The sequence below is a fragment of the Sorangium sp. So ce295 genome (assembly GCF_051527405.1).
Classification (GTDB): Bacteria; Myxococcota_A; Polyangia; order Polyangiales; family Polyangiaceae; genus Sorangium; species Sorangium cellulosum_B.
Map to the genome: position 1 here is coordinate 1,464,078 of NZ_CP150324.1, position 25,500 is coordinate 1,489,577.

General features: G+C 70.6%; 23 protein-coding genes. 14 read left to right on the top strand and 9 right to left on the bottom strand.

The genetic code is table 11. From position 1 onward, the window contains the following. Window positions 1-17 precede the first annotated feature (17 nt). Window positions 18-1,679, bottom strand: coding sequence for a hypothetical protein (locus tag WMF11_RS05445; protein WP_437907340.1), 1,662 nt, complete (start codon window positions 1,677-1,679; stop codon window positions 18-20). Then, complete coding sequence (locus WMF11_RS05450; protein WP_437907341.1) at window positions 1,673-2,794, bottom strand: hypothetical protein; 1,122 nt, start codon at window positions 2,792-2,794, stop codon at window positions 1,673-1,675. Before WMF11_RS05450 ends, WMF11_RS05445 begins: the two co-directional genes overlap by 7 nt. A gap of 225 nt (window positions 2,795-3,019) precedes the next feature. Between WMF11_RS05450 and WMF11_RS05455 the strand changes: the two genes are divergently transcribed. The 3 genes from WMF11_RS05455 (at window position 3,020) to WMF11_RS05465 (ending at window position 5,758) form a co-directional block, all read left to right on the top strand. After that, complete coding sequence (locus WMF11_RS05455) at window positions 3,020-4,108, top strand: RNA polymerase sigma factor (protein ID WP_437907342.1); 1,089 nt, start codon at window positions 3,020-3,022, stop codon at window positions 4,106-4,108. Between the two features lie 98 nt (window positions 4,109-4,206). Further along, window positions 4,207-5,133, top strand: coding sequence for a helix-turn-helix transcriptional regulator (locus WMF11_RS05460; RefSeq protein ID WP_437907343.1), 927 nt, complete (start codon window positions 4,207-4,209; stop codon window positions 5,131-5,133). Then, window positions 5,126-5,758: a sigma factor-like helix-turn-helix DNA-binding protein gene (locus WMF11_RS05465; protein ID WP_437976673.1), complete on the top strand. Its 633-nt coding sequence runs from the start codon at window positions 5,126-5,128 to the stop codon at window positions 5,756-5,758. The genes WMF11_RS05460 and WMF11_RS05465 overlap by 8 nt, the downstream gene beginning before the upstream one ends. A gap of 9 nt (window positions 5,759-5,767) precedes the next feature. On the opposite strand, the gene WMF11_RS05470 is transcribed toward WMF11_RS05465, so the two are convergent. Continuing rightward, complete coding sequence (locus WMF11_RS05470; protein WP_437976674.1) at window positions 5,768-6,682, bottom strand: hypothetical protein; 915 nt, start codon at window positions 6,680-6,682, stop codon at window positions 5,768-5,770. Next, the gene (locus WMF11_RS05475) at window positions 6,655-7,629 is read right to left on the bottom strand and encodes a ferritin-like domain-containing protein (protein ID WP_437976675.1); all 975 of its coding nucleotides are present in this window, start codon (window positions 7,627-7,629) and stop codon (window positions 6,655-6,657) included. The genes WMF11_RS05470 and WMF11_RS05475 overlap by 28 nt, the downstream gene beginning before the upstream one ends. Before the next feature lie 539 nt (window positions 7,630-8,168). Here WMF11_RS05475 and WMF11_RS05480 point away from each other — a divergent pair. Together WMF11_RS05480 and WMF11_RS05485 are read left to right on the top strand one after the other, a co-directional pair. Continuing rightward, window positions 8,169-8,498, top strand: coding sequence for a DUF2325 domain-containing protein (locus WMF11_RS05480; protein ID WP_437976676.1), 330 nt, complete (start codon window positions 8,169-8,171; stop codon window positions 8,496-8,498). 253 nt (window positions 8,499-8,751) lie between these two features. Further along, window positions 8,752-9,081 carry a DUF2325 domain-containing protein gene (locus WMF11_RS05485; protein WP_437976677.1) on the top strand — a complete coding sequence of 110 codons (330 nt, stop codon included), beginning with the start codon at window positions 8,752-8,754 and terminating at the stop codon, window positions 9,079-9,081. Window positions 9,082-9,122: 41 nt separating this feature from the next. Here WMF11_RS05485 and WMF11_RS05490 read toward each other — a convergent pair whose 3' ends face one another. From WMF11_RS05490 to WMF11_RS05510, 5 genes are all read right to left on the bottom strand, one after another. Next, a complete protein-coding gene (locus WMF11_RS05490) occupies window positions 9,123-9,341 on the bottom strand; it encodes a hypothetical protein (protein WP_012233609.1) in 219 nt (72 codons plus the stop codon). Between the two features lie 36 nt (window positions 9,342-9,377). Beyond that, window positions 9,378-10,013, bottom strand: coding sequence for a PH domain-containing protein (locus tag WMF11_RS05495; protein ID WP_437976678.1), 636 nt, complete (start codon window positions 10,011-10,013; stop codon window positions 9,378-9,380). A 104-nt stretch (window positions 10,014-10,117) separates the two neighbouring features. Next, on the bottom strand, window positions 10,118-10,381 hold the full coding sequence (locus WMF11_RS05500; protein ID WP_437976679.1) for a GIY-YIG nuclease family protein: 264 nt from the start codon (window positions 10,379-10,381) through the stop codon (window positions 10,118-10,120). After that, window positions 10,378-12,711, bottom strand: a complete 2,334-nt coding sequence (locus tag WMF11_RS05505) for a tetratricopeptide repeat protein (RefSeq protein WP_437976680.1) — start codon at window positions 12,709-12,711, stop codon at window positions 10,378-10,380. Before WMF11_RS05505 ends, WMF11_RS05500 begins: the two co-directional genes overlap by 4 nt. An 11-nt stretch (window positions 12,712-12,722) precedes the next feature. Continuing rightward, window positions 12,723-13,571 carry an SDR family oxidoreductase gene (locus WMF11_RS05510; protein ID WP_437976681.1) on the bottom strand — a complete coding sequence of 283 codons (849 nt, stop codon included), beginning with the start codon at window positions 13,569-13,571 and terminating at the stop codon, window positions 12,723-12,725. A gap of 406 nt (window positions 13,572-13,977) precedes the next feature. On the opposite strand from WMF11_RS05510, the gene WMF11_RS05515 reads away from it, so the two are divergent. The 9 genes from WMF11_RS05515 (at window position 13,978) to WMF11_RS05555 (ending at window position 25,490) form a co-directional block, all read left to right on the top strand. Further along, window positions 13,978-16,908 (top strand): protein kinase domain-containing protein, encoded by a 2,931-nt coding sequence (locus WMF11_RS05515; protein WP_437976682.1) that lies wholly within the window; start codon window positions 13,978-13,980, stop codon window positions 16,906-16,908. A 572-nt stretch (window positions 16,909-17,480) separates the two neighbouring features. Then, window positions 17,481-17,816, top strand: a complete 336-nt coding sequence (locus tag WMF11_RS05520; protein ID WP_437907364.1) for a hypothetical protein — start codon at window positions 17,481-17,483, stop codon at window positions 17,814-17,816. A gap of 38 nt (window positions 17,817-17,854) precedes the next feature. Beyond that, window positions 17,855-18,844 (top strand): hypothetical protein, encoded by a 990-nt coding sequence (locus WMF11_RS05525; RefSeq protein ID WP_437976683.1) that lies wholly within the window; start codon window positions 17,855-17,857, stop codon window positions 18,842-18,844. Window positions 18,845-18,911: 67 nt separating this feature from the next. Next, window positions 18,912-20,462, top strand: a complete 1,551-nt coding sequence (locus tag WMF11_RS05530) for a condensation domain-containing protein (protein ID WP_437976684.1) — start codon at window positions 18,912-18,914, stop codon at window positions 20,460-20,462. Window positions 20,463-20,464: 2 nt separating this feature from the next. Further along, window positions 20,465-21,250, top strand: a complete 786-nt coding sequence (locus tag WMF11_RS05535) for a glycosyltransferase family 2 protein (RefSeq protein ID WP_437907371.1) — start codon at window positions 20,465-20,467, stop codon at window positions 21,248-21,250. Next, window positions 21,247-22,767, top strand: a complete 1,521-nt coding sequence (locus WMF11_RS05540) for an AMP-binding protein (protein ID WP_437976685.1) — start codon at window positions 21,247-21,249, stop codon at window positions 22,765-22,767. Before WMF11_RS05535 ends, WMF11_RS05540 begins: the two co-directional genes overlap by 4 nt. Further along, on the top strand, window positions 22,757-23,701 hold the full coding sequence (locus tag WMF11_RS05545) for a nucleotidyltransferase domain-containing protein (protein ID WP_437976686.1): 945 nt from the start codon (window positions 22,757-22,759) through the stop codon (window positions 23,699-23,701). Before WMF11_RS05540 ends, WMF11_RS05545 begins: the two co-directional genes overlap by 11 nt. Then, window positions 23,698-24,156 (top strand): acyl carrier protein, encoded by a 459-nt coding sequence (locus WMF11_RS05550; protein WP_437976687.1) that lies wholly within the window; start codon window positions 23,698-23,700, stop codon window positions 24,154-24,156. The genes WMF11_RS05545 and WMF11_RS05550 overlap by 4 nt, the downstream gene beginning before the upstream one ends. A 2-nt stretch (window positions 24,157-24,158) precedes the next feature. Next, window positions 24,159-25,490, top strand: coding sequence for a hypothetical protein (locus WMF11_RS05555; protein ID WP_437976688.1), 1,332 nt, complete (start codon window positions 24,159-24,161; stop codon window positions 25,488-25,490). The last annotated feature ends 10 nt before the right edge of the window (window positions 25,491-25,500 follow it).

Here is a 25,500-nt window from a genome sequence, read left to right on the forward strand (position 1 = left end):
GCGCCGCGGTGAACGATTCAACGGGGCGGCTCGTTCGCCGCACCGAAAGGATAGAGGTGGCCCCGTGGGCCGCGCGCGCCTTTGCCCACCTCGTCATTGACATCGGTGTTGCCTGCGGGGCCGCCTTCTCCAGCTGGCCCAACCTCGAAGGTCGTGCCCGGCAGGATGGTCAGATGGGGGACCACGTACGCGATGCCGATCGCGGCGCCGCCAAGCCCGCCACCGGCGTCACCGCCGTGGCCGCCGTCGCCTCCTTGGCCTCCGGGGCACGCAGGCCACATATCACCTCTCGTTCCCCCCCCATGACCACCAGTCCAGCCGTGCCCGCCCGGTTGACCCGTTCCGCCGACCCCGCCCTTGCCGCCGTTGCCCGCGACAACCTTCGTGGCGTTGAGTTCCAGCTCCGAGTCCTCCAGCGCGACGATGGCGATGCTCGCGCCGCCATAGCCGCCGCCCCTGCCTCCGTCGCCGCCGCAACCCCCGCTCCCCCCCGAGCCGCCAGCCGCACCGCTTTGGGGGCGGCCTACCGGGCACGCAACCATGGGCCCGCGCGACTTGCTGCCGCCCCCGCCGCCCCCCCCTTGGCCGACGCCGCCCTTCTCTCCATCCTTACCGCGGACGCCGACCCATCCGTAGATGTTGAGGTAGCCTTCACCTACCGCGCCGTCAGCGCGGCCACGGCTTGCACCGGGCGCGCCGTCTGCCCCCTTCGTGCATGGATCGCTGCCCGCGCCGAGCCCCGCAACCCCGTAGCCTTGCGGATTTTCCGCGGGCGCCGGCTTTCCCGGTGCGCCATCGCCGCCGACGTCGAGTCCGCCGTCGCCGCCATATCCGCCCGTCGACTCGATGCCGTCTTCGCAGGAGTTGACAACCGGCAGGGCGCCCACAGCGGCGTCCACGGTGCAGGCGGGCGCGCCGTCGTTCCCCAGCTCGCCGTCGGTCGCTCGATGGCTCGGCGCGTCCTTGCCCGCCTCCCCATCCTTGCCGTCGCCCGCGATGACATCGCTCGACGCCACCCTCGCCTTGGCGCCCTGGCTCAAGATCATCGCGATCGACGACTTTCCATCGCTCGCGGAGGCGTCGGCCGCCACGGCGCGCACGCCGAAGATCACGGAGGTCGCGTCGTCCCCTGCGATGCCCCCGTCGTTCCCCCCGAGGACCCGCAGCGGGATCCCCACCGCCGGAGCGATGATCGTCGGGTGATCCGGCCCGCCGAACGACCCTTCATACGACCACTCGCCGTCCTCGCAGAGCCGCCCGCCCCAGAGATCGACGCCCGAGGGCAACGCGAGCGCCTCCTCGAACCTCCCGCCGCACGCGTACACGCGCCGGGTCGCTGCCTCGCCGTGGCCTCGTCCGTGCGCGGCGAGCCCGACCGCGTGTTGCAAGGTTTTCACGGGCGCATCCTTCGTGCCGGGGTGCTCGTCGTCGCCGTGCTCGCTGACGAACACGCCGCACTTGTCGAGCGCTGGCGCTGTGCTGGGGTCTCCCGCGCACGGGTCGAGCGGAGGCTCCGTCTCGGGAGCACACGCCAGCTTTTCCGAGCAATCATCGGAATAGTTAGCGCAAGCTGTCAGCGTGCCAGCTCCCCACAAGCAGACTGCCAGAGCGATGACCGACCTCACGGCGCCTCGGCCTGCCAGCGCCGCCGTTCTCTCGGCCCCCTGCGTGTTCACCATTTCCCCTCGATTCGCGCGCCAATTTCGCTCCCATTCGCCACGGGCGAGACATGGACTCGGTCTCCAGCCGGTTCGAGTCCCAGGAAAGAGAAGTCCGTGAAGAATGACGCGGCGGTCATGGCCCCGAGGACACCGCCCGTGATCACCGTGGCCAGCCCGGCCCGGCCGTACGTGTTGCGCGCGTCCTGAAGGCGCGCCAGCTCGCCACATGGCGAGCTCCGAGGCGCTTGCCAGCACATCGACGCGCTCGATGACGGCTCGCTTTGGAGCCGAGCTCTGCGGGCGCTCAGATCGTCATCGAGCTTGCCCGCCCGAACGATGAGGATGGTGCCCACGGCCACGCCTGCCGTCGAGACGGCGATCCCCGTGATGCGTAGCGTCCCCGGCCAGGAGGCCCACGGGCTAGGAGCCTGCGCGCGCGCAGCGGGCAACCTGCGTGCGGAGGACGGCGCCGCTGTCGCGATCTCCTTGGCGCTGCTCGCCTCTTTGGCGCTGCTCGCCGCACTGCGGGGCAGCTGCATCGTGATCTCGTGCTCCGCGCCTGCCACGGCGAGGAACGAATGGAGCGCGTCCTCACGGCCCGGTGCGCGGGCCCGCACCATGTGTTTGCCCGGCTCGAAGAAGCGTGTGTAGGTCCGTGCAATCTCGCCGATGCGCTCGCCGTCGATGAACACCTCGGCGTCGGGCGGATCGACCCCGAGCACGAGCGTCGCGATGTGCTTCGCTGCCTCGCGCTGACCTGCCTCGAATCGGCGCCGGAGCGCGTCCGGCAGCGTCTCGCGCTGTTGCAGGCTCCTGGAGAGGTGCTCGGCCGCGTCGCGGTACCTGTGCAGCGCGACCTCGCAAAGGCCGAGCTCACCGGCAAGCTCCGCGCGCTCTCGCTCGGTGCTGGTCGCGGGGTCCGCGGCCTCGAAAGCAGCCTTGTAGGCGGCGTGCGCCTCGACCCACAGCCCGGCATAACGCGCTCTCTGACCGCGGCGAACATGGTCCTTCACCGAGGAGCTGCCGCTCGGTTTCGCCTTCGCTTGAATGTCGTCCGCGCTGGCGGAGCGCGTGAGGCCTGTCGCGATCCCGAGCGCAAGAAAGATCGAGAGCGAATGCGCGATGTAACGCATCCAGTCACGCTAGTGATGCCGTCCTCTTGGCGTCAACCGACAGAAATCGCCAGATTTAGTCCGTTTTGGTGAGAATTTTCGGTCGGTTAATTGAATGCGATCAGCCAACGCCATGCCCGACTGGATGTGATTAATGGTGTTGCTTTGTACTACATTGTCCGACCAAAATTGCTCGGCGGTTCATTTCTTTGAAGCCTTTCGACCCGCTCAAGTGTGCTGCTTACCGTGGACAAGCCAGCGACCGTCTCCCCCGGCTTCGAGCTCTTCCGGCGCCTCGCCAGGCGCCACGGCGTGCCGGCGCGAAGCGCCGAGGATGTCGCTCAGGAAGCGCTGCTGCGGGGGCTGGAGGCCGACAAGCGGCTCGACCCGGGGGGAGACCCGGCCCCGTACCGCGTCACGATCGCCGTCAACCAGGCGCGCAACCACGTCCGTGACGCGCGCTTCCGCGGCGAGGTGCTGACGTCGTTCGATGAGTGCGAGCTCCGAGACGAGTGCCCCACGCCGGAAGAGCTGCTCCGGAGACGGCAGCAGGAAGAGTTCACGCGGCAGCTGATAGACCAGCTCGATCCCAAGTACCGGGAGCTCGTGATCAAGCACGATCTCCAGGAGGTCCCGCTCGCTGAGATCGCCGCCGAGCAGGGGCTGCCGCTGGCCACGGTGAAGACGCGACACTGGCGGGCGCACAAGGAGCTCCGGGTGCAGCGGGAGCGATGGCAGGCGCGGGAGCGCTCGCAGGGAAGGGACGATCGCGCCTTCCTGTCGCTCGCGCTGGGGTTCCGCCGCCACGCGTCGTGGGTGGCCTCGCTGCGCCATCTGGGCGTGAGGATCCTCGTTCAGTGCGCGCTCGTCCTGCTGACCGGCGCGATCGTCTCCGCCGTGCCGCCCTTGGCCGACCTGGAATCATGGCTCGGGGCGGCGGTGGTCCGCGTCCCTGTCACCCCACCCGCAGCGCAGGATGCTGGGGCGTCCCCTGCGCGAGGCGGCGCGCACGGCGCCGCGGCGCCCTCTGCGCCGATCGCGCACGAGATCTCGTCGGTCAGGCATCAAGGAAGCGCACGCGCGCAGCCGGCTGCGAGCAGCACACCCGCTCCCTCGAAGAGGACCAACGGCCGGCCCGTGGCTCCGGCGAGGGCCGTTCGACCGACCGTCAGCGAGCACGAGAGGAGCCTGATCGACCAGGCCCGGAGGGCTGTCGAGGCCGGCAACGCCATGGCCGACGTCGAGGCGCTCCAGCTGCTGAACGTCCACGCGCGGGAGTTCCCCGATGGGCTGCTCGCCGCCGAGCGCGAAGCGCTTCTCCGACAGCTACGCTGAGCCCTCGGCTGTCCTCTGACAGCAAGCAGGCGGTGACGCTGGTGAGGTCTTCGGACAGCACAAGGCGACGATCCGCCTTGTTCCCGACAAGAACGGTCATGTCCAGGAAACGAAACGCGATGACGACGATGGAGGATGTGCTCGGTGCGATGTGGCTCATCTCGCCGCTCGGGCTCGCGATGATAGCCTGCGTCGCGATCGGCTTCGCGGTCACCGCGCGCGAAGCGCTGGGACGCGAGCGCGGGCTTCGCGAGGCGCGCGAGCACGCGCATGATGACGAGGTGGCAGTCCTCACCGATGCGAAGGAGCAGGCTGCGGCGGAGCGGGACCGATACCGGCGCTTGCTGGACTGCCACATCGATGCGGCGCTCGCAGAGCTCACAAACGTCCGCGCGCGCCCCATTCCCGGGCCAGGCAGGGTCCTCGAGTCGTTCTGCGCGACAAACCCTTCGTGGAGGAGAAAGCTGGCCGAGAGCACGGGGCTATCGACGAGGGAGGTGGAGCAGTTGTTAAGGAGCGACCTTCCCATGACCCCCGGCCTTGCCCGGCAGCTGGAGGCGTTCACCGGCACACCCGCCCGGTACTGGGAGCGCCTGTGGCGGCTGCACGAGGACTACCGGGCGGACGCAGAGGAGACCGCGGTGATCCAGGTCGGCGAGCCCGTCACCAGGCGCGAGAGCTCGGCGCGTTCCGCGTCGTCACCGGCGCCGAGCTCGGTGCCGCCGCCTCCGCTCACGATGCCTCCCCGCGCGCCCGACGTTCCTCCGCCCGTGGTGCCGTCTCCCGAGCTCGCGGCCAGGAGCCCGCGGGCGAAGCTCCCGCCGCCACCGCTGCCGCGGCTTCGGTCGCCGCTCCCTGTCCGCTCCGCCACGGGGGAAGAGGTCGCCCGTCGAGCTGGGACGTTGGCGAGCATCCCGCTACAGCGTGACGAAGGGGGGGCGAGCTCCGCCGACGCGTCGGATTGGGAGGAAGCAGAGCGCTCTCCGCTGAACACGACACTTCCGGGAGTAGGGCGCCATGGGTGAGCGCCACCGTGCCGCGGATGCGGAGGACGTGGCCATGCGCCCCGGGGCACGCGTTACATTCGATGTCATCGTGCAGCAAAGTTCGATGATCAGGGACAGGCTGCGCCGGCTCCAGGTTCCAGAGTGCGATCGCGATGATGTGATGCAGGAGATCCTGCTCTCCGTATGGAAGACAGTTGAGGCAGGACGCGTTCCTGCGCGCGAGCACCTGTCGATGAAGCAGGCGACAAGACGCTGGTTGGATGTGGTCGTGTGGCACCATACGACGCACTACAGGGAATTCCAGAATCGGTGGGAGAAAGGCCGCGATTCCTATGCGTATTCGGCGATCGATGACCCGATGTCGTCGCCGTCCGGGCGCGTGGAGGCGCGGCTCAGCCTCCGCAACCTGGAACGGATCGATCCCGCGCTGCGCGACGTCGTGGTGGACTTCGCTCTGGGACTCACCGCGGAGGAGATTGCGGCCGAGCTCGGTCAGAACCCCAGCACGATCCAGGAGCGTCTGGCGCGCGGAAGAGAGCGGCTCCGGAGGGTGCTGCGCTTGAACGATGCCCCGACGCTGCCAGCCATCAGGAGCATGTTGGCGAGCACGTCACCGCTTCGGGAGCCGAGCAGTGAGGGCTGACGGCCTCGGTCACTCCAGGTCAGGCCGCGCGCTGCCCATGCCGATGGCCCACGCCATCGTGTAGCGCGCGTTGATCTCGCACCGCGGGTTCCAGCGCAGCGCGCCCTGCTCGTCCTCCCAGCGGAAGGCGTCGATCCCGAACGGCCCGAAATAGCCCGCGCCGGCGAGCGCCTGCCCCGCCTCGAACGCGGCCTCGACGAGCCCCCGGCGCTCGCCGTCGCCGAGGTCGCCCTCGCCGGCCAGGGCGGCCCCGAGGTACGCCCCGTTCGCGTCGCAGCGCTGCACACACGGGTCGCCGAGGCGCACCGCGCCGCCGCGGGCGACGTGCCCGTGCAGCGAGAAGTCGCCGCGGCGCTCGACCCAGGGCTCGACCTGCAGGCCGCTGTCCGGCGACGCGGGGTCGAGCGACGCGACGGCCCAGGGCCGCGCGTCGGGCGGCAGCGCCCCGCGGGCGACCCGGCGCCGGCCGCGCCCTGCGAACCCGAACGGCCGCTTGAGCAGCCAGTGGCCCGTCGGCGTGGGCTCCGCGATCGCGGCCTCGAGCTCGGCCAGCGAGGCGACATAGCGCGCGCCGGGCAGCGTCTGGCCGAGGTCCGCGCAGAACCTCCGGTGGTTGACGCGCCGGAGCACCTCGAGCGGCGGCGCCTCCGCGAGGGCGACACCGGCGCGGCCGAGGAGGCGAAGGGCGCGGGGCGTGGGGCACCACGCGCGGCCGACGAGCGGCGTTCCAGGAGGCGCCGGCGGCACGAGGGGCGAGGGGAGCTCGGGGCTGAGCACGACGTCGCCGGGGCGCAGCAGGGCCGAGACGCGGCCGGCGAGCTCGGGAGCCCGGCCGGCGACCGCGGCGCGCGGGGTGTACCCCGCGGGGCGCGCCAGCTCCTCGTCGGCGTCGAAGTTCAGGACCCAGGCGCTCGCTCGGTCCATGAGGCCAGCGCGTCGAGGAACGGCTCGGAGAGGCCGGTGCGGCTGCGGTCGCGGCGGTTCATCGGCTCGCCCCGCATGAGCAGCGGCGAGAGGGGCGGCGGGATGTGGCGGACCCAGGCCTCGAAATCGCTCGGCCCGCGCTGCGCGACGTCATCCGGCCCGCGCGGCGCCGCTTCACCCGCGGCGGCCGGATCGCCTGCGGCAGACGTGGAAGGCGCCGCCTGGCCAGCGCTCCCGCTCGCCTGCGTGAAGCGGCGGAACCAGCGGACCCCGAAGCGCACGTGCGGGATCTCCTCCGCGCAGACCCGCTCCGTGAGCGCGGCGCCCTCGACGTCGCCGATGGCGCGGAAGCGCTCGGCGAAGCGCGCCGTGTGGTCGAGGTTGCCCCCCTCGAGGCCCATGCCCATCACGGCCACGAACTGCGCGGGCGACGCGGCGGCGGGCACCCGCGTCCAGAACCAGTCGCGCACGGGGAAGTCGCCGAAGCGGTGGCCGATCGCGGCGAGGTACGCGGCGTAGAGCCGCATGTGGCGCGCCTCGTCGAGGGCGATCCGGACGAGGCCGCCGCGGAAGGCGCGCGGCGTCTCGGGGAAGGCGAGCAGCGCCCAGGCCATGAGCTCCGCCGCCTGGAGCTCGTGGTGCAGGAACGCGTGGAAGAGCTGCGCGCGGCGCGCCGGGTTGCGCAGCGCCTCGGGCCCCGGGCTCTTCTGCGCGCGCTCCGAGATGCGCAGCGCGGCGGGCCGCCCAGGTCGCTCGAGGCGCCGCGGCGGGGCCGGCGCGGCGCCCGACGCCGACAGCGTGGCATCCGACTCCCAGAGGGAGGGCACGGGCGGCGGAGACAGCTTGTGCTCGAGGTCGGTCGAGAGGACGTAATCCCAGGCCCAGCGCTCGACGGTGCCGGGCGGCGGCGGAGGCGGGTCGCTGGGCGGCGTGGCGGGAGACATCATGGCAGGGCGGGGCAGGGGGGACGCCGCTCCCTACCACAGCTCGACGTCGCCGGCGGAACGCCGTGGCGTCCGCCAGGAGAGAGCCATCCTGCAGCGTTCAACATGGAATATTGTTGAATTTTATTCCGGCGTTCCCGCCTTCGTGCCCGCATCCGGCGCCCTTCCACCGGGCGCACCCCGGCCGCGGGCAGTGGGGACGGCATGTCGGGCTATCTCGGTGCCGGTGGGTTTGCCTTCCGCACCGAGGGGTCGTCGTCGCGGCGCCCTCGTGGCGTTGGCGGGACGCTCGCGGTAGCGCCTGCGATCCATCTCCTCGCCCGGGCCGCGCGCGCCGGCAGGAACTGCCGCGAGGGGGAGAATATTCCCCGATCCTCGTGGCGGCCGCGGCGCAGCGCCGGGTCCTCGCGCTCGCGATGTCACGATGACAGAGGCCTCGGTGACTCGACGACATTTTGCCGGGGAATAGGCCGGAGCCGCGACATTTGCGCGGAAATGGCCGCTGGAGCAGCGTGGCTTACGGCTTGCTCCAGGGAGATCGCATGAAGGCGGAGCGGCGTTCCCAGGCGGTCGACAGGAAGCGCGAGGAGCAGACGGTGCTGGTCATCGGGGGCAGCGGCGGCATGTCGAGCCGCTACCGCGATGTGGTCGAGAAGCACGGCTGGTCGCTGCGCCATTACGAGAACCGCGTGCCGCCGGGCGCGCGCCACGGCGTGGGGAGGATCGCGCTCATCGTGATCATGGTGACGATGGTCTCGCACGCGCTTCGCGATCAGATGCAGAGCCTCGCGGCGGATGGCGCCCCGGTCGTGTACCTGCGCAGCGCCTCCGTCTCGGCGCTGCGGGCCGCGATCGAGCAGCGCGCCGCCTGACACCACGTCGCGCCGCCGCGGCGAGGAGAGGACCTCTCCCCCGGAGCCGGCGTCGCGCCTCCTCTCCTGCTGCTCTCCTCTTCCGCCCCTCCTCGAGCATGTCTGTCCCGCGCTCCGACGCCCGCGCTGTCACGGAGACAAGGGCCTTTGCGATTCGAGGACAATTTGCCCAGGAATAGAGCCCGATACCGAGGGTTTTGCAAGAAACGGCGAGCTGGAGAGCGTGGCTTGCGCCTTGCTCCAGGGAGATCGCATGAAGGCGGAGCGGCGGAGTCAGGGGAGCGACGGGAGGCGCGAGGAGCAGACGGTGCTGGTCATCGGGGGCAGCGGCGGCATGTCGAGCCGCTACCGCGATGTGGCCGAGAAGCACGGCTGGTCGCTGCGCCATTACGAGAACCGCGTGCCGCCGGGCGCGCGCCACGGCGTGGGGAGGATCGCGCTCATCGTGATCATGGTGACGATGGTCTCGCACGCGCTGCGTGACCAGATGCAGAGCCTCGCGGCGGACGGCGCTCAGGTCGTGTACCTGCGCAGCGCGTCCGTGTCCGCGCTGCGGGCCGCCATCGAGCAGGCGGCCGCCTGACGGGAGGCGCCGCGCCAGCGCGCGGACACGCCACGCAGCGCTCAGCGCACGCCGACGAGGCGCTGCATGAGGCGCTGGAACTCGGGGACCGAGAGGTCGATGTGCTCCACGACGCGGCCGTAGAGCGTGGCCGTGGGCACGTTGCGGCCGTTGAACTCCTTCTCGAGCTCGGACAGCTTCCACAGGATGATGCGCTCGGCGCGGGTCAGGCCGTCGCGCACGTCCGGGAGCTCGTCGAGCGGGGATCGCCTCGGGGGCATGGTCGGGCTCCGAGATGTGGTCTTCGTGGGCCGCGCTCACTGCACGACGCCGAGCACGCGCTGCTGGCGCGCGAGCTCCGCCGCGTTCTTGAGGGCCTCGAACAGCTCGCGCGACGCCGGCAGCCCCCGGATGACGAGCTCCGGGTCGCTCGCGTCCTTCGTGAACACGCGGATCTCCGCGACGTCGAGCAGCCGCTGCATGAACGTCTGGCGGAGGTCGATGTCGAGGACCCGCCAGAGCTGCAGGGTCTCGATCCGGCGCGTGAGCAGGCCGGCCTCGTAGTCGATCGTGCGATCGGTGATCTTGTAGCGGAGGCTCTTGCGCTTCCAGTGCAGGATGCCGAGCCAGATGAGGCCCACCAGCACGAGCGAGAGCACGCCCGCCGCCAGGTAGGACCAGAACCACGCCTTCCAGCTCGGAGTCCCCTCGAAGAGGACGTGCGCCGCGCCCGGCGCGGGGGCGAGCGCGCCGCCGGCGGGGGCGAGCGCGCTGCCAGCGTGGGCGAGCGCGCCGCCAGCGGGGGCGGCGGGGGCGAGCGGCGCGGCGGGGGCCGCGGCCACCGGCGCTCGCTCGTCGAGCATGCTGCCGCAGAATCGGCACTTGATCGCGGCGTCCTGAATCTGCTCCGCGCAGAAGGGGCAGGGCTTCACCCCGACGATTCTAGTCGACATCCCGGGCGTGAGATCCACGGCAACCACCAAGCCTCGCGCCGCGTTGTCCTACATCCGAACATTTACGTGGTCGTAAACGTTCACGTTCACGTTTACGTAAACGTTCACGTTGACCCCTGGCCCCCGGCGGCGAGCGCCGCCTTCCCGGCGCGCCCCAGCCGCCGGATCGCGGCCTCCCTCCGCAGGGCCGCCCCCCTGTCAGCCGCCGCCTCGACGTGGACCACCGCGAGCGGCCCCCGCCCGCGCGTGTACCGCGCCCCGCGCCCCGCCGCGTGCTGCGCGAAGCGCGCCTCCACGTCGCGCGCGATCCCCGTGTAGAACGACCCGTCTCCGCAGCGCAGGATGTAGACGTGCCAGCCCGCGGTCACTCCTTCGGCCCCTCGTTGTAGCCCCGCGGCCGGTACTTCGGGTCCACTCCGCCGTGCGTCGCGCCGTTGTCGAGCGTGTCGGTCGCGAGGTACGCGAGCCACGTCCCGGGGTGCTCCTCCGCGAGCCGCCGGAGCTCCGCGTCGTGCGCCGCGAGGCGCTGCTCGTCGTGCAGGCACTGCAGCGCGAGCGCGATCAGGCTCAGCTCGTTCGGGCCGAGCTCCATGCCGCGCTTGTAGTGCGGGAACGCCTCGTCGGGGCGGTGCATCCGGCAGAGCGTGTCGCCCGTGTACACGTGCGCCATCGGCCACGTCGGGGCGAGATCCATCGCGATCTTGCTCTCGGCGAGGCGGGTCTCGAGGTCGCCGCGGGCGCCCTTCATCACCGAGTAGTTGAGGTGCGCCTTGGCGCTGTTCGGGACCGCCTCCTTCGTCGCCGCCCAGAAATCGAGGTCGTTGCGGTAGTCCATCGCGTGCCGGTAGGCCTGCGCGCACTGGAAGCCGAAGAAGACGACGAACAGCGCCGGCGTCACCCACGCCCTCCACGACCAGCGCGCGCGCGGCGTGAGGGTCGAGCCCGCGAGCGCCTCGTGGAGCCACGAGAAGGCGACGGCGAGGACGAGCGACGAGCCGATGGCCGGGAAGTACCAGAAGCGCTCGGCGCGCACCGTCGGCAGGACGACCGGGATGTTCGAGTGCGGGAAGTAGCTCACAACGACCCAGGTCAGCCCGATCGCCGCGATGCACAGCCCCGCGTAGCCGCGGCGCAGCGGCACCCAGGCGCTCCGGTCCGCCGTCGCCGGGCAGGGTAGGGGGCGCGCGCCCTCGACGAGCAGCCCGAGCCCGAGGAGGAACGCGGGCAGGAACGGCAGCGGCCAGAGCACGAGCGGCAGCGCCCGGAGCAGCGGCACGCGCCCCGCAGGGCGGAGCACGTGCCAGTCGTACGCCGCGAGCGCCGCCGCCGCGATCGCGAGGAGCGCCCCCGCGAGGAGCAGCGGCCACCTCCGCGACGTCGCCTGGCCGCCGTCCACCAGGAAGGCGGCGCGCACCGACCGCCGCTCGCGCCGCTCCAGGTGCTCGCGGCGGAGGGCCGCGATCCACAGCGCGAGCGAGCCGAGCGGGGGCAGCACCATCATCGCGGCGCCGGCGACGCTGCCGAAGAAGACGAGCCTATCCGGCACCGGCTCCTGCGGGTACGAGTAGTCGCCGCTCAGCGTCCACGGGAACACGAGCTGGGTGAGGCCCCGCCAGTAGACGCGCAGCGCGCCGGCGATCCGGTGCGGCATGTCCGCGGCGCCGAGCGGGTTGTTGAGCGGATCGCGCGGCAGGGGCGCCTGGTGGAACCAGACGAGCGCCTCGTGGAGCGCGCGCTTCACGAGCGGCGCGCCCTCGGGGAGCGGCGCGGCGAGCTCGGCCGGCATGGGCGCGGGGAACCAGCGCCGCCGGAGCTCGACGTAGAGCACGAACGCCGCGGCCGCGGCGAGCAGCGCGAGCAGCGCACGGACGAACCGCGCCGGCCGCGTGGGGTGGGTGAGCGGCGCGGCGATCAGCGCGGCGAACGGGACGAGCGGCACGCAGACGAGCGCGCTCTCCTTGGAGAAGAGGCCGAAGAGCACGGCCGCGAACACGCCGAACGGCATCGCCCACGCGGGCAGCGCGAGGGCGGCGAGGGCGGCGATCGCCCCCATGCCCCCGAGCACGTCGGCGATGCCCACGATGCCGCTCACCGCCTCCGTGAGCACCGCGCAGCCGACGAAGAGCAGCCCCGTGAGGTACGCGAGCCCGCGCCGCCGCGTGAGCCAGAACGTGACGCACGTGAGCAGCGCGGCGTTCACCGCGTGGAAGAGGACGTTGTAGAAGTGGTGGAAGAACGGCTGCTTCGTGACCGCCCAGATCGTGCGCCAGAGGAAGTTCGGCAGCGGGCGGTAGGAGCCGACGCTCCGGTCGGGCGGCAGCCCCCAGAAATCGCGGTGGATCGCGTCGAGGAAGCCGATCCCGCCCTTCGCGTTCACGTACGGGTTGGCGAGGAGCGCCTCCTGCTCGTCGAAGATGTAGTTCGTCGACGGTGCGCGGGTGAAGAGGATGACGGCGACCAGCGCGAGCGGCGCGATCGCGGACACGAAGGTCGGGTCGAGCGCGAGGAAGTAGTCGCGCACGCGCCGCGCGGCGTCCCCGAGGAAGGACGGCGTGGCGGGCGGCCCTGCCGACGGCGGCAGCCCGGAGGACGGCGGCGGCCCGGAGGACGGCGGCCCGTACGGCGTCGTCGTGTCGTCGTCGAGCGCGCTGGACATGGGGTCGCGCGCGGCGGCAGGGGACGGGGGCCGATAGGTCACGCCGCGCCCTCTCAGCCCTTCACGTCCGGTGGAGCGCCCGGCGCGCCGTCCGGCTCGGGGATGGACCAGATGTCGCCCCAGAGCGGCTGGCCGCCGTCGACGCCGTAGACCGCGCCCGTGATGAAGTCGTTCTGGTCGCTGGCGAGGAACACGATGAGCCGCGAGACCTCCTCGGGGGTGGCGAGGCGCTTGAGCGGCGTGGCGCGCCGCGCGAGCTCGAGCAGCTCGTCGCCGTACTGCGATGTGCCGCTCGACCGGATGTTGCTGCCGGGCGCGACCGCGTTGACCCGGATGCCGAGCGCCGCCCACTCGACGGCGAGCGAGCGGGTCAGGTTCTCCACGCCGGCGCGCGCGGCGCCCGTGTGCGCCATGCCCGGGAAGCCGCGGCTCACCGACGCGGTTACGTTCACGATCCGGCCGCGGCGCGCCGGGAGCATCGCGCGCCTCGCGACCTCGCGCGTCATGAAGAAGGTCCCGTTCAGGTTGTTGCGGACGACCGCCTCCCAGCCCTTCGGCGTCATTTCGCTGGCCGGGCTCGGGAACTGGCCGCCGGCATTGTTCACGAGGACGTCGATACGGCCGAATTTCCCGAGGACCTGGCCCACGAAGGCGGCGATCTGCTCCGGCTCGCGGATATCACACGGCGCGGCGAGCACGTCCTCGCCGGGGACGCCGTCGCCCGCGAGCGTGCTCGCCGCGGCCTCGAGCTTGTCGGCCCGGCGGCCGCAGAGGGCGACCTTCGCGCCGAGGTAAGCGAGCTCACGCGCGCACGCGAGGCCGATGCCGCTGCCCCCGCCGGTGACGATCGCCACCTGGCGTTCGAAGAGTCCTGGGGCGAAGATCGAGCGCACCTGGGTCACGCCCCGCGTTTACAACGGCTCAGCGGGCGCCGCCACACGCTGGGCGATCCGGGGGGTATCCGGCGTCCCAGGCAGAAAGGCCCCGGCGTTCGGGGGCGCTTGCCCGTCCGGCTCCGGCGCCTGGCGCGGAGTGCTCCACGGCTCGGCGATCGCCCGGCGCGCCTGCCAGGCGCCTCGTGGCCAGCGCGCGGTCGGACCGCCGATCCCGCTGCGCGACGCCGGCGCTGCTCACGTGAGCGACTGCGCCTCTCGAGCGAGGCATTGTTGAACGAATTGGGTCATTTGCGTGTCCTCACGACGTCCCTGGGCCCCGGAGCCGCCCTCGCCTCGGGGCACGATTCCGGCGCTCCGGCGGCGCGGACCGCGCGGAGAGCAGCGCATTCCGCATGGTATCTTCTCGCTCCTCATGGACTCTGCGTACCTCGAAGGGCATGTGATCGCCGATCGGTACCGCGTCGTTCGCGTGCTTGGCCGCGGCGGCAACGCGATCACTTACGAGGCGGAGGACCTCTCGACCGGGGGGCGCGTCGCCGTCAAACAGCTCCTGATTTGGAAGCACGCGGAGTGGAAGGCCCTCGATCTGTTCGAGCGCGAGGCGAGGGTCCTCTCGAGCCTCACCCACCCCAGCATTCCTCGCTACATCGATTACCTCAAGCTCGACGGCGCGCAGGGGCCTTGCTTCTATCTGGTGCAGGAGCTCGCGCCGGGGCGACCGCTCTCGGCCTGGGTCAAGGACGGATGGCGCGCCGACGAGGCCGAGGCGACGACCATCGCGCGGCACGTCCTGCGGACGTTGCTTTATCTCCAGGGCTTCAGCCAGCCCATCGTCCACCGCGACATCAAGCCGCAGAACCTCCTCCGCCACGAGGACGGCTCCGTATACCTCGTCGATTTCGGCGCCGTGGGGGAGGCGCGGGACACGACGTCGGGAGGGAGCACGGTGGTGGGCACGTACGGTTACATGGCCCCGGAGCAGTTCCGCGGCCGCGCCGCGCCCGGGAGCGATCTCTACGGGCTCGGCGCCACGCTGCTGCACGTGCTCTCCGGCCGCGATCCCGCGGATCTGCCCCAGAAGGGCATGCGGTTCGATGTCCGCGGCAGCGTCCAGGTCTCGCCCCCCTTCGCCGACTGGCTCGATCGCATGCTCGATCCCGACCTGGATCGCCGGTTCGCCACGGCGAGGGAAGCGCTCCTCGCGCTCGATCGTCCGGCGGAACGCGGCCCCCGGCGGAGCCTGCTCGCGGTGGCCGCGGTCGCCCTCGGCCTCACGGTCGCCGGCGGCGCCGCCCTGGTCGTCCATCGCACCCGATCGGCTCCGCTCCCCACCGCGGCCGTCTCGCGCGACGCGCCCGGCACGCCCGGCACGCCCGGCACGCCCGCGATGACGACCGCCGCGAAGGAAGCGAAGGGACGGGCGTCCTTCGCCCCGCTGCGGACGCTCTCGGGCCACTGGTCCGCGATCTTCGAGGTCGCTTATGACCCGGGGGGCAAGCGCCTCGCGAGCGGCAGCAACGATCTCGCGCTCAAGCTCTGGAACCTCGACGACGGCCAGCCGCTGCGCTCCTTCGCCGGGCACACGAAGCGCATCGGAGGGATCGCGTTCACGCCGGACGGCAAGACACTTGTTTCTGCTGCCGACTCGACGGTGCGCCTCTGGGACGTCGACTCCGGCGCGCCGCTGAAGACGCTCGACGCCGGCGCCGGGGTCATCACCGATCTCGCGCTGTCCGCCGACGGCGGCCGGGTCGCCGTCTCGAGCATGGATGGGACCGTGCGGGTGTTCTCGATCCGGACTGGCCAGAACGAGAAGACGTTCCAGAACGGCGGGCGTGTCATGTCCGTCGCCATGACGGCCGACGGCCGCGTGGTCCTGAGCGGCGACGACCGCGGGGCCGTCCGGGTCTGGTCGGTCGAGACGGCCAGCGAGATCGGCGTGCTCTCGGGCCACGCCGGCCCGGTGAACCGCATCGTGATCGGGCCCGACGGCCAGACCGTGATCAGCGCGAGCGACGATCGGACCATCCGCCTCTCCCACCTCGGCAGCCGGAAGCCGCTCAACACGCTCTCCGGGCACACCGACGAGGTCTGGTCGCTCGCGCTCTCACCGAACGGCGACACCCTGGTGAGCGGCGGCAAGGACGACATGATCCGGGTCTGGGACGTTTACTCGGGCAAGCTCAGGAGAGAGCTGCGCGCCGGCCTGAACGGCGTGATCGCGCTCGCCTTCCACCCGGGCGGCGCGCAGTTCGCCGCGGGCGGCGGGAACAACCAGATCCGCATCTGGGCGGCGCCGGGCAAGGTGTGGAGGCCGCCGGTGCCGCCCGCCGACTACACGCCTGCGCCCATCGCCCCCGAGCCGTCGCCCTCCGTCGAGGCGTCGCTCGTCCGCGACGCCAACGCGCTGCTCGACGAGGCCAGATCGCAGAGCGTCTACCAGCGGGCGCGCGCGCTGCTCGATCAGGCGATCCGCGCGAACCCCGCCTACGCGCCGGCCCACGCGGCGCTCGGCCGCGTCGCCTACAAGAGCGGTTACCTCCGTGGCAACGAGTACGAGCCCGACAGCCTTGTGCGCGCCCACGAGCACACCGACAAGGCGCTGGAGCTCGATCCCGGATGCCTGGACGCCCATGTGGTCAAGGGCTGGGCCTACATGTTCCAGAAGAACCACGGCGAGGCGCGCAGGATGGTCGAGGCCGCGGAGGCGCTCCGCCGCGACGCCGACGATGTGATCCTCCTGTCGGCCACCCTCGCCGAGCGCGAGGGGAAGACGGAGGAGGCCCTCGCGGGCGCGAAGCGGATCATCGAGACCAGCAAGAACCCGCAGGTGCTGGCGCGCGCTTACGACATCCTCACCGACGTCTACAAGGCCATGCGTGAGTGGGACGCGGTGGAGGACACCTACCTGGCGATCGTTCGCCTCGATCCGAAGTCCGCCTGGGCCAAGGGCAACTACGCCAACTTTCTCACGTGGAGAGAGGAGCACGATCGGGCGGTGGACATGGCGCGAGCCGCCCTCGCCATGAACGATTACCCGATAGGGCGCACGATCCTGGCCAGCGCGCTGTGCGGCAAGGGCCGGCAGCTGCTCGCCCGGCAGGACCTCGAGGGCGCGCGGGCGCAGTTCCTCGCCGCGAAGGAGGCGTATCCCGGGAGCGCCGAGGCGCCGCACGGCATGGCGCTGTACCTCCGGGCGCTGGCGGACAAGGAGCAGGAGCAGCAGCGACGCGCCGAGCTCCTCGCCGAGGCGAAGAAGCACCTCGAGGAGGCGCTGCGGCTCGATCCCAAACACCGGGGCGCGCAGGAGGCGCTCGCAGCGCTCGACCGGCCCGCGCGCTGAGCGCGCTGGGATCGTTGGGTGCCTCCTGACTCAATGCCTTCTGGCACGTGGACCACATGAATGATCTCCTCCAGACGAGGCCACCGATTCGTCGCCCCGCGTGCGAAGTGGCTGCCCACGCGCTCGAGAAATTTCCGTCCAGGCGGATGCCCAGACGTCACCGAGCGCTGCTAGTTCGTGCAGAAGAGCGGCGTCCGGCCGAGCTGTCCGGGGTGCGGCGGTGACCATGCACGAGACCCGCGGGCCTGCGGGGGCTGGACGGGGGCGGCTGCCTCGCCGAAGTACGACTGTAGTATTGGCGTGAGCTTGCGGCGCCGTCGCCTATCGCCCAATGCCCTGCGCGGCGTGACGCGGATCGCGGGGAATGCCGGCACGGGGAATCAATAAAATTTGAGCTTGACAGCCCATGGAGCATTTGTATGCGACCGCGCCGGTAGCCTGAAAATGCTTGACTCGCCATTCGCCCAGACCGCAAGCTTGTCGGCGACCGTGGTGAGGGCTCACGCGCGGGCACGACACTGCCAGCCGGAGCCGCGGATTGGGGTCTCAACTTCACGCGGAGGATGTAACCGATGACAAGCAAGGATGCGGATGTTTCGGCGGCGGCCGACGGCGGCAATCGTGCTCTCCGGGAGAGCCAGGTTCTTCGCTCGGCGCTCGTGAACGTGCTGTACGGTTCCATGTCGAAGCGTGTCATGGCGGACGGGAAGGACGGTGCGCTATTCCAGATCTTCCGGGGCGCGGACGCCGAGTTTCACGCCCTGCATCCGGAGCTCCACGGTCAGCCATTGAAGGAGTCGTCTCCCGAGGAGCTGAAGGCCGAGTGGGCCGAGATCTACAGGGCGCATTCCAGGCTCGCCCTCCAGAGGCTCAGGCTGGACGCCATGATCATCGACATTGGCGCGTGACCTCTCGCGCGAACTCGGAGTGAGGTAGCGCCGTCGCCATGGCGATCTGGACAGCATTCGGCTGGGATGCCATCGACTGCTTCCTGCGACCTCAGGCTCACCTGCTCGAGCTCGCGGCCCCCGGCACCGGGGATCCGTTCCTTCTCCTCCTCTCGCTACACAGGGCCCACGGCATCGGCGACCACTTCTCGTCGGAGGACTGCGGGCACTTCTCCTTCGTCGGAGAAGTGGCGGGTCCGGCTCTCAACGTCGATTTCCTGATTGAGCCCTGTCGTGGCCCCGACCAGGTGAGAGAGGCCGTCGAGCGTGCCGTCGCCGCGGGGGAGCCCGTGCTCGTACCGGCGGCTCGACGGGTCCGAGGAGGGGAGGCGAGCTCCGTGGGGCAGGGCGAGGCTGTCCATTATCATCTCGTCCTGCGCGAGGAGCAGCAAGATCTGGTCTTTCTGGACTCGGCGGATGCCGCCCCGTACGAAGAGCGGACCACCTACCAGGAGTTCCGGTTCCCGAAGGTCGAGCTCGGGGCTCTTCTGGAGCGCTTCTCCCTGGCCGGAGCCGGCGATGTGCGATCCATGCTGCGGGAGCCGGGGCTCTGGGCAATGCGGGTTCGAGCACGCCCCAGCCCGGCTGGAGCGCACGCGACCTCACTGCTGCGCATGATCAATGGGTCGAGCTTGCAGCCCGGCGCTTCGGTCGATCGCCGCCACCTGCGGCGTCTTCAGGCCGCTCGCGGCCGGGGCCGGGATGTCACGCAGCGCCTCCTGAGATCGTACCTGAAGGAGGTCAACTTGGGCAACCTGCACCTGCTGATGCTCGCCCAGCACCTCGTCCAGGAGCGCGCGCCCGAGAGCGCGCGTGTCGCCCGCGAGGTGGATGAATTCATTGCGCGCACGAAGGGGCGGCGAGAGAGCATGATGGTGGAGATCCTGGTTCGACCCCAAGGTGTGGACTGGGCCGCGATGGACGCAGGCTTCGAGGCAGAGTGGCGCCAGATGCTGGATGTCCTGGCCTCCACGGCGGGGGCCTTCTGAGATGCTGGAGGACGTCCGCCGGAGGCTGGTCCGCGTTTCCCGGGCGACCGTAGGAGCGCGCGCCTCGGTGCTCGATCGGCCCCTGCAGGAGCTGGGGGCGGACTCTTTCTCCTTGATCTTGTTGCTCGCGGGCATCCACGATGAGTTTCACCTCCTGCTGTCGTCCAGGGATCTCTCGGTATCCCACAGCCTGGACGAGATCGCGACCACGCTCGCGGCGAGGCTGAGCGCCGTCCGGACGGAGAGCGCGGGGACATCCGCTCTGCCTGCGCCGGACGAGGAGCAAGCCGCGCGTGTGCCGGCGCTCGCCAACCGCTACTCCTACTTCGTCCGGCGCGTCCGGAACCTCTCGGCGTGGAACGTCGTCAGCCACGTGTATCGATTGCTCCCGCCGGTCGACGTGGACGCCTTCGCGAGGGCCGTCGATCTGGTCGTGGCCCGGCACGATAGCCTCCGGCTCCGTGTCTGCGTCGGTCCCGGCGGCGTGGAGCAGGTATGCCTCCCGCCTCGGGAGGTCCGGCCGCTCCGCGTCCTGGAGATCCCCGGTGCGCTCTCCGCCTCGATGGCGTCGCGGTGGATGGAGGAGCAGAGCCGGGCGGCGCAACAGGCGCTCGCGCTGCCCGGCGATCTCTTCCGGGTGCTGCTCTTCCGTGATGTGTTCACAGGCTCGGCCTGGTTCTGCGTGATCGCCCATCACCTCTTGGTGGACTCCATGTCCTTCCGGATGGTCATGGCGAGCCTCGTCGAGGCCTACGCGTGCTGGGCGAAGGGGGCCGGCGAGGACCCGCCCCCGGCGCCGCCGACCCTGTCGTTCGCGCGATACTCGTCAGAGAGCATCGCGTACTGGGCTCGACGTGGGCCGGAGGAGGTCCCACGCTGGCTGTCGCTCCCATGGCACCTTGTTTCACCGTTGCTGCCGGGGACGTCGCCGGCCGATCCGCTCAACACCGAGGAGCACTCCGTCCAGGTCCTGCTCGCCTTGGAGGATCTTCCCGTCCTGCGCGACGGGGGGGGCGCGGGCGATCTCCAGATCACCGACCTCATCGTCGCGGGGATTGCGAGAGCGTTCCGGCGTTGGAGCGGGCATGCCGCGCTCCACCTTTCGCTGGTGATGCACGGGCGCACCGAGGACGGGCTATCCGGGGAGCTGGCGCGGACGGTGGGCTGGATCAGCGAGACGGTGCCCATCGTCCTGCCGCTTGAGGCCGATCGCCGTGCCCTCGCCCTGGAAGCCCGGGCGCAGCTCGAGAGGGCCGCCTCCTCGGGGCGCTCCTTCGGTGTGCTCAGGCACCTGGTTCCCTCCACCGTGCCCGGCGTCGATGCCATCCGCCGGCTGCCGGACGCTGACGTGTCGCTGAACATCGATCTGCGAGAGCCTCTCCTGCCGAGACACAGCGCGTTCTTCGTGCGCGAGGAAAGCGTGGTCGCGCCCAGCGTGGTCGCGCCCTCGACACAGCGTGTATTCCTTCTGAGCGGCGGCGTCATCCGGCGGCAGGGCAAGGTCTGCGTCGCGTGGGATTTCAGCGAGCGGCTGCTCTCCCGGTCCCACGTCGAGGCCTTCACCGAGCTCTGCCGCGAGGAGATCACGGATCTCGCGCGCTCCGTCGAGGGGCAGTGACGATGAGCGATCCTCGAGTATCGGTGATCATTCCGACCTGTGACCGTCCACAGCTCGTGCACAGGGCGGTGCGGAGCGTCCTTGCTCAGAGCAGCGCGGCCCGGGAGATCATCCTCGTCGACGACGCCTCCTCGTTCGACTACGTTTCCGCGTTGCGGGCGCTGGATCCGAGCATCCACGTGGTCCGGCTCGAGCGGAACGCGGGGCCAGCGGTCGCCAGGAACGCGGGGCTCCGCGCGGCCACCTCCGAGCTCGTGGCCTTCCTCGACGATGACGACGAATTCCACCCCGGTTACCTCGCCCGTGCAGCCGCGGCGCTCGCCGAGGCGCCTGCCACGGTCGGGCTCTGCTGGACGGGGGTCCTGCTCAAGCCCTCGAACTCGGACGACCCGCGGGCGTCTCGGGTCAGGGACTTCGCGCCGAGGATCCGCGATCAGCGCAGCCTGCTTCTGGCGTTCCTGTCCATCGGCCTCGGCCACGGCGTGACCGTCCGCCGTGAGTGCTTCGCGCAGGTCGGCGGCTTCTCCGAGGATCTCCGCTTGGTGGAGGACACGGAGTGGTTCCTGCGCTTCCTGTCTCATGGATACCTCCCCACCGTCGTCCCGGGAGTGCACGTCACGGTTCACTGCCACGAGGACCCCCGGCTCACGAGCCTGGAACATGACAGCGCCCGCCTCCACGAGTGCGGGGTCGTCCTGGAGAGGATGGCCGCCGTCCTCGACGCCCATCCTTACCTCCGCGACAAGCTGCGGTTTGCCGTCGGTCTCTCCGGCCAAGATCCCCTATGAGCCGCATCCAGGACTGCTTCGAACTCGCGGCCGCGCGATTCCCCGGGCGACCATGCCTGTCCGTGGCCGGGCGCGTCTGGCAGTACGACGAGCTCCAAGCCGCACAACGTCGGATCGCGGATACGCTCACCGGCGTGGGTCTCGCCGGGGTGCCGATCGGCCTACTCGGGGAGAAGAGCTTCGCGATGTTCGCCGCGATGCTCGGCGTGTTGTCCAGCGGCAATGCCTACGTTCCTCTGGGCCTCAGGGAGCCCCCGAAGCGGCTGGGCGCACAGGTGCGTCAGGCGACGCTCGCAGCGGTCCTCTGCGCTCCGGAGCTCCGCGGCCGACTGCGCGCTGCCCTCGACCTCGACGACGCCGTGCGCCCGCAGGTCTCGGTCGAAGGAGAGGCGCTCGATCTGGTCGATCTGCGTCCGGCGACCACGGCTTCCGCCGGAGCTTCCGGGCTCGCGTACCTGATCCTGACCTCTGGCTCGACGGGGATTCCCAAGGCGGTGCCGATCTCCCACCACCATGCCGTCTCGTTCGTCAATGCCCTGAGCGCGGTCCTGCCCGTCGAGCCCTCGGACCGGGTCCTGCAGGCGGCCGACCTCTCGTTCGATCTCTCGGTCGGCGAGATCTTCCCGACCTGGCACGGGGGAGGCTGTGTGGCGGTGCCCTCGGCCGAGGAGAAGTTGGCGCTCCCTCCCTATTGCGAGCAAGAGAAGATCACCATCTGGAGCTCCGTCCCGACCCTCGCCGCCGCGATGGTCTCGATGCGCGCCGTCCGGACAGGCATGCTGCGGCACCTCCGCCGTTCCCTCTTCTGTGGAGAAGCGTTGCCCGTCTCGCTCGCCGACGCCTGGCGGTGCTTCGCCCCCGGCGCGGAGCTCGTCAATCTCTATGGCCCGACGGAGGCGACTGTCTGCGTGACCTGGTTCCGGTACACGGGGGGGCTCCCGGAGGATCTGCGGATCGTGCCGATCGGCGCACCGCTGCCGGGCGTGGGTGTCCGGATCGATCCGCTGGATGGACATCCGGACGGGCGCGGGGAACTGCTCCTGTCGGGCGACCAGGTGGCCGGGCGGTACTGGGGCGACCCGGTAGCTACAGCCGCCGCTTTCGACGACACGTCCGCGGGCGTGTGGTACCGTACCGGCGACGTGGTGCGGCTCTCCCCCGATCATGGCCTGCTCTTTGTCGGCCGTCGTGATCAGCAGATCAAGATGTCCGGCTTCCGGATCGATCTGCTCGAGGTGGAGAGCCACCTCCGCGCGCTCACGCGGGCCCACGTGGCGGTCGTGCCGGTGGCGCAGGCGGACGGCCGAGTGTCGGGCATCGTGGCCTTCGTCGAGGGCGCCTGCTCCGCGAGCGACCTGACGCGTATGTGCGGCGAGGAGCTGCCTCCTCACATGGTGCCGCGCCGGTTCGTCCCGCTCGGAGAACTGCCGCGGACCTCCAGCGGCAAGGTCGACCGTGTCCGGCTCGCGAAGATGCTGCAAGCGGATGGATCGATGAGCGAACGCTATGGAGACTGACACCATCTCTGGCCACAGGCTGCATGCCGCCTCGGACGCGGCCGTGTTCCGGTCCCGCTTCGAGGCGGCGACCGGCCGCACCATCGACGCCGTGCTGTCGGACTTCGTGGATCCCGCCGGGATCGTGCTCATCGCGCTCGGCGGGTCGATCCCCCTCGGGATCGCCACGGAAGCCTCCGACATCGATCTGCTGGTCCTGCTGAGATCGCCGGACTGCCTCCGTATGCCACGAGCCGGCACGCCTCACGTGCTTTTTGCAGGCAACTATGCCAGCTCGGACGAGCTCGCGATCGCGACGGCGGTGGTGCGCAGCTCGAACGTCGAGATGGATGTCCAGTTCCTCCTGACCGAGAAGCTATCGCAGCTCCTTGGGCTCTTGAAGACCTCCCGCGTGGCGCTCTCGTTCCAGCAGCGGCAGCTCCTGGCCCGGCTCCGCAGGGCGTGGCCGCTGAGCCCCGAGGCGTGGCCGTCGGCGGTGGTGGATCTGCCGGACGAGAGCTTCGATATCCACTGTGCTGTCCAGTCCATGATCACGTCCTACCGTTCCCTCGTCGACGCCCGGGTCGCCGCCGAGGACAGCTTCTGGCTCGCGCTCGCGATGGGGCGCCACTCGGTCGAGAAGGCGTTCGAGGCCTATTTCGCCAGTCGCGGCTACAGCTACCTGGGGCTGAAGTGGCTGAGGTTCCTGGAGCGCCGCTGGAGCGACATGACGGGCGTCGAGCGCGGCCGATTGCCCGCGCCGGTCGCCGTGCGTGGCCGCGAGCTGCTCTTTCCGGTCGCCGCCCCCGAGGAAGTCCTCGGCTACCTGACGCGCGTAGAGGAGCTCGTCGGGGATGTTCGGCGCGTGCTCGACTCGAACCTGCGGTTCCGGCTGGCGCTGGATGTCTCGCCGTTCGTTGCCCGGCCGCGGATCATCAGCGGAGGGCGACCATGAGCGAGGCGACCGTCGGCCGGCTTGCGGCCATCTGGAAGTCCGTCTTGTCGGTCCCGGTCGTTCGCGACGAGGATGATTTCTACAAGGCAGGCGGCGACTCGATGGGGGTGATCAACCTGGTCGCCCGGGTGTGCGAGGAGCTGGATCTCGCGTTCGAATACAGGTCGTTCCTTGCGCACCCGACGTTCGAGAGGCTCGTTCGCGCGGTCCTCGCCGCAGATCATCCGGACGAGCCCGGTCGTGGGGGCGCTTCTCCCGAGGTCCCGCCGGGTCTCCTGGCCCTCCCGGCGCACCAGCGAGCCGTCGACAGGTCCGGGCGCGCGGCCTCGGAGCTCCTGGGATACCGGCCGTTCGGGGTCGACCCGCAGCCGAAGCAGACGCTGGCGCTCGCGATCCTGCTCTCGATGCAGGTCCCCTGGGCCCCGGCGGTGCCCGGGCGCCCGGAGGAGGCGTAGGTATGGGGGAGGTAGTATCCTCCGGAGCTCCGGCGCCCGTCGGTCCTGTCCTGACCTCGATCGAGCAGCTCGATGAGGCGCAGATCCGCCCGGATTCGGTTCGACGTCTGTCATCGGCTCGAGTGGCCCTCGCGGACTACCGGCTCTTGCAGCACGACTTCCCGGAGCTATCCGACGCCGCCCTGCTGCGTCGCTTCCCGGCTCTGGGGAGCCTGCCCGAGGACGAGCGGCGGCGGGCGATGAGCGCGATGGTCGACCGGTGGCTGGTCGAGCACGCCGGCCTCATCTCCGAGGCTCAGCTCGGGCAGAACGTGGTCAATTCGGAGATCGTCACGACCGGACCTGCCTTGCCCTGCCACCGGCCGCCCGGGTACGGTCGATCGGCGATCGTGGCGCTCGACGAGATCCGCGCCGCGGATTGGTCGTGCCAGGGCGAGGAGCGAGGGGGGCTCCTGGACCTCAAGGGAGTAGGGGTCGCGGCCGGCACGCGGCCTCACGCAGGTCCCTACGGGAGCGGCCTGGAATACCTCGGCGTGGCGCTCGGAGACTACCTCCTCAAGCGATTGGTCGACGCCATCTTCACGAGGACGGTGCCCTCGCTCTCGACGGTCCCGGTGTATGCGGTCCTGGATCTCGGCTTCGACATCGTGAACGGCTGGAACGGTACCGGCCCCGCCGGGGTACACGTGCGCAGAGCGCATCGCCGTCCGCCCGGGGGCTCGAGCATCCCCGCGAGCGGCAGCAACGCGGAGGCGATGAGCACGTTCATCGAGCTCCTCTTGCGCTCGTACGGCCTGACCTCGGTGAACAACGGCAACTGCCTGACGATCGAGGAGAAGGACGGAGAGCTCAGCGTGACGAGCAGTGGACGGGACATCACTCTGGCGCTCGACGCTGACGACCTGCGCCGCCTTCGAGAGTTCAAGGGCGATCGAGGCGATCTCCGGATCGAGCGGATCAACATCCAGCTGACCCGGGACGTGGACGCGGGCGGGCGGGTCGCTCAGATGTTTGATTTCGGCCACGTGAACGTCCGGGCCGAATTTCACAATCCCCTGGCGAGCACGGTGTCGGACTCCTGGCTGTGTATCGGGGGGGTGCTCTGGCCGGGCTCCGCGTCCTTCGTAATGCCGGATCCTCGGCTATCGGCGCCGCTCGCCGGCTGGCACAAGCGCGCGGTGAACGAGCTCTGCTTCGGGCTCGCGCGCGAGGTCCGCGCCGGGACGCGCACGTCCGGCGAGGTCAAGGAGACCCTGGAGGCGATGCTCGGCGAGCTCGTGTCCTCGTGGTCCGAGCGGGAGGCCAGCGACGGCCTTATACAAAATGTCTCCTGAAAGTGCGGAC

Coding starts and splice junctions, on each gene's coding strand:
- WMF11_RS05445 (WP_437907340.1), bottom strand. CDS start 1,679: ATGGTGAACACGCAGGGGGCCGAGAGAACGGCGGCGCTGGCAGGCCGA.
- WMF11_RS05450 (WP_437907341.1), bottom strand. CDS start 2,794: ATGCGTTACATCGCGCATTCGCTCTCGATCTTTCTTGCGCTCGGGATC.
- WMF11_RS05460 (WP_437907343.1), top strand. CDS start 4,207: ATGTCCAGGAAACGAAACGCGATGACGACGATGGAGGATGTGCTCGGT.
- WMF11_RS05465 (WP_437976673.1), top strand. CDS start 5,126: ATGGGTGAGCGCCACCGTGCCGCGGATGCGGAGGACGTGGCCATGCGC.
- WMF11_RS05470 (WP_437976674.1), bottom strand. CDS start 6,682: ATGGACCGAGCGAGCGCCTGGGTCCTGAACTTCGACGCCGACGAGGAG.
- WMF11_RS05475 (WP_437976675.1), bottom strand. CDS start 7,629: ATGATGTCTCCCGCCACGCCGCCCAGCGACCCGCCTCCGCCGCCGCCC.
- WMF11_RS05480 (WP_437976676.1), top strand. CDS start 8,169: ATGAAGGCGGAGCGGCGTTCCCAGGCGGTCGACAGGAAGCGCGAGGAG.
- WMF11_RS05485 (WP_437976677.1), top strand. CDS start 8,752: ATGAAGGCGGAGCGGCGGAGTCAGGGGAGCGACGGGAGGCGCGAGGAG.
- WMF11_RS05490 (WP_012233609.1), bottom strand. CDS start 9,341: ATGCCCCCGAGGCGATCCCCGCTCGACGAGCTCCCGGACGTGCGCGAC.
- WMF11_RS05495 (WP_437976678.1), bottom strand. CDS start 10,013: ATGTCGACTAGAATCGTCGGGGTGAAGCCCTGCCCCTTCTGCGCGGAG.
- WMF11_RS05515 (WP_437976682.1), top strand. CDS start 13,978: ATGGACTCTGCGTACCTCGAAGGGCATGTGATCGCCGATCGGTACCGC.
- WMF11_RS05520 (WP_437907364.1), top strand. CDS start 17,481: ATGACAAGCAAGGATGCGGATGTTTCGGCGGCGGCCGACGGCGGCAAT.
- WMF11_RS05525 (WP_437976683.1), top strand. CDS start 17,855: ATGGCGATCTGGACAGCATTCGGCTGGGATGCCATCGACTGCTTCCTG.
- WMF11_RS05535 (WP_437907371.1), top strand. CDS start 20,465: ATGAGCGATCCTCGAGTATCGGTGATCATTCCGACCTGTGACCGTCCA.
- WMF11_RS05540 (WP_437976685.1), top strand. CDS start 21,247: ATGAGCCGCATCCAGGACTGCTTCGAACTCGCGGCCGCGCGATTCCCC.
- WMF11_RS05545 (WP_437976686.1), top strand. CDS start 22,757: ATGGAGACTGACACCATCTCTGGCCACAGGCTGCATGCCGCCTCGGAC.
- WMF11_RS05550 (WP_437976687.1), top strand. CDS start 23,698: ATGAGCGAGGCGACCGTCGGCCGGCTTGCGGCCATCTGGAAGTCCGTC.
- WMF11_RS05555 (WP_437976688.1), top strand. CDS start 24,159: ATGGGGGAGGTAGTATCCTCCGGAGCTCCGGCGCCCGTCGGTCCTGTC.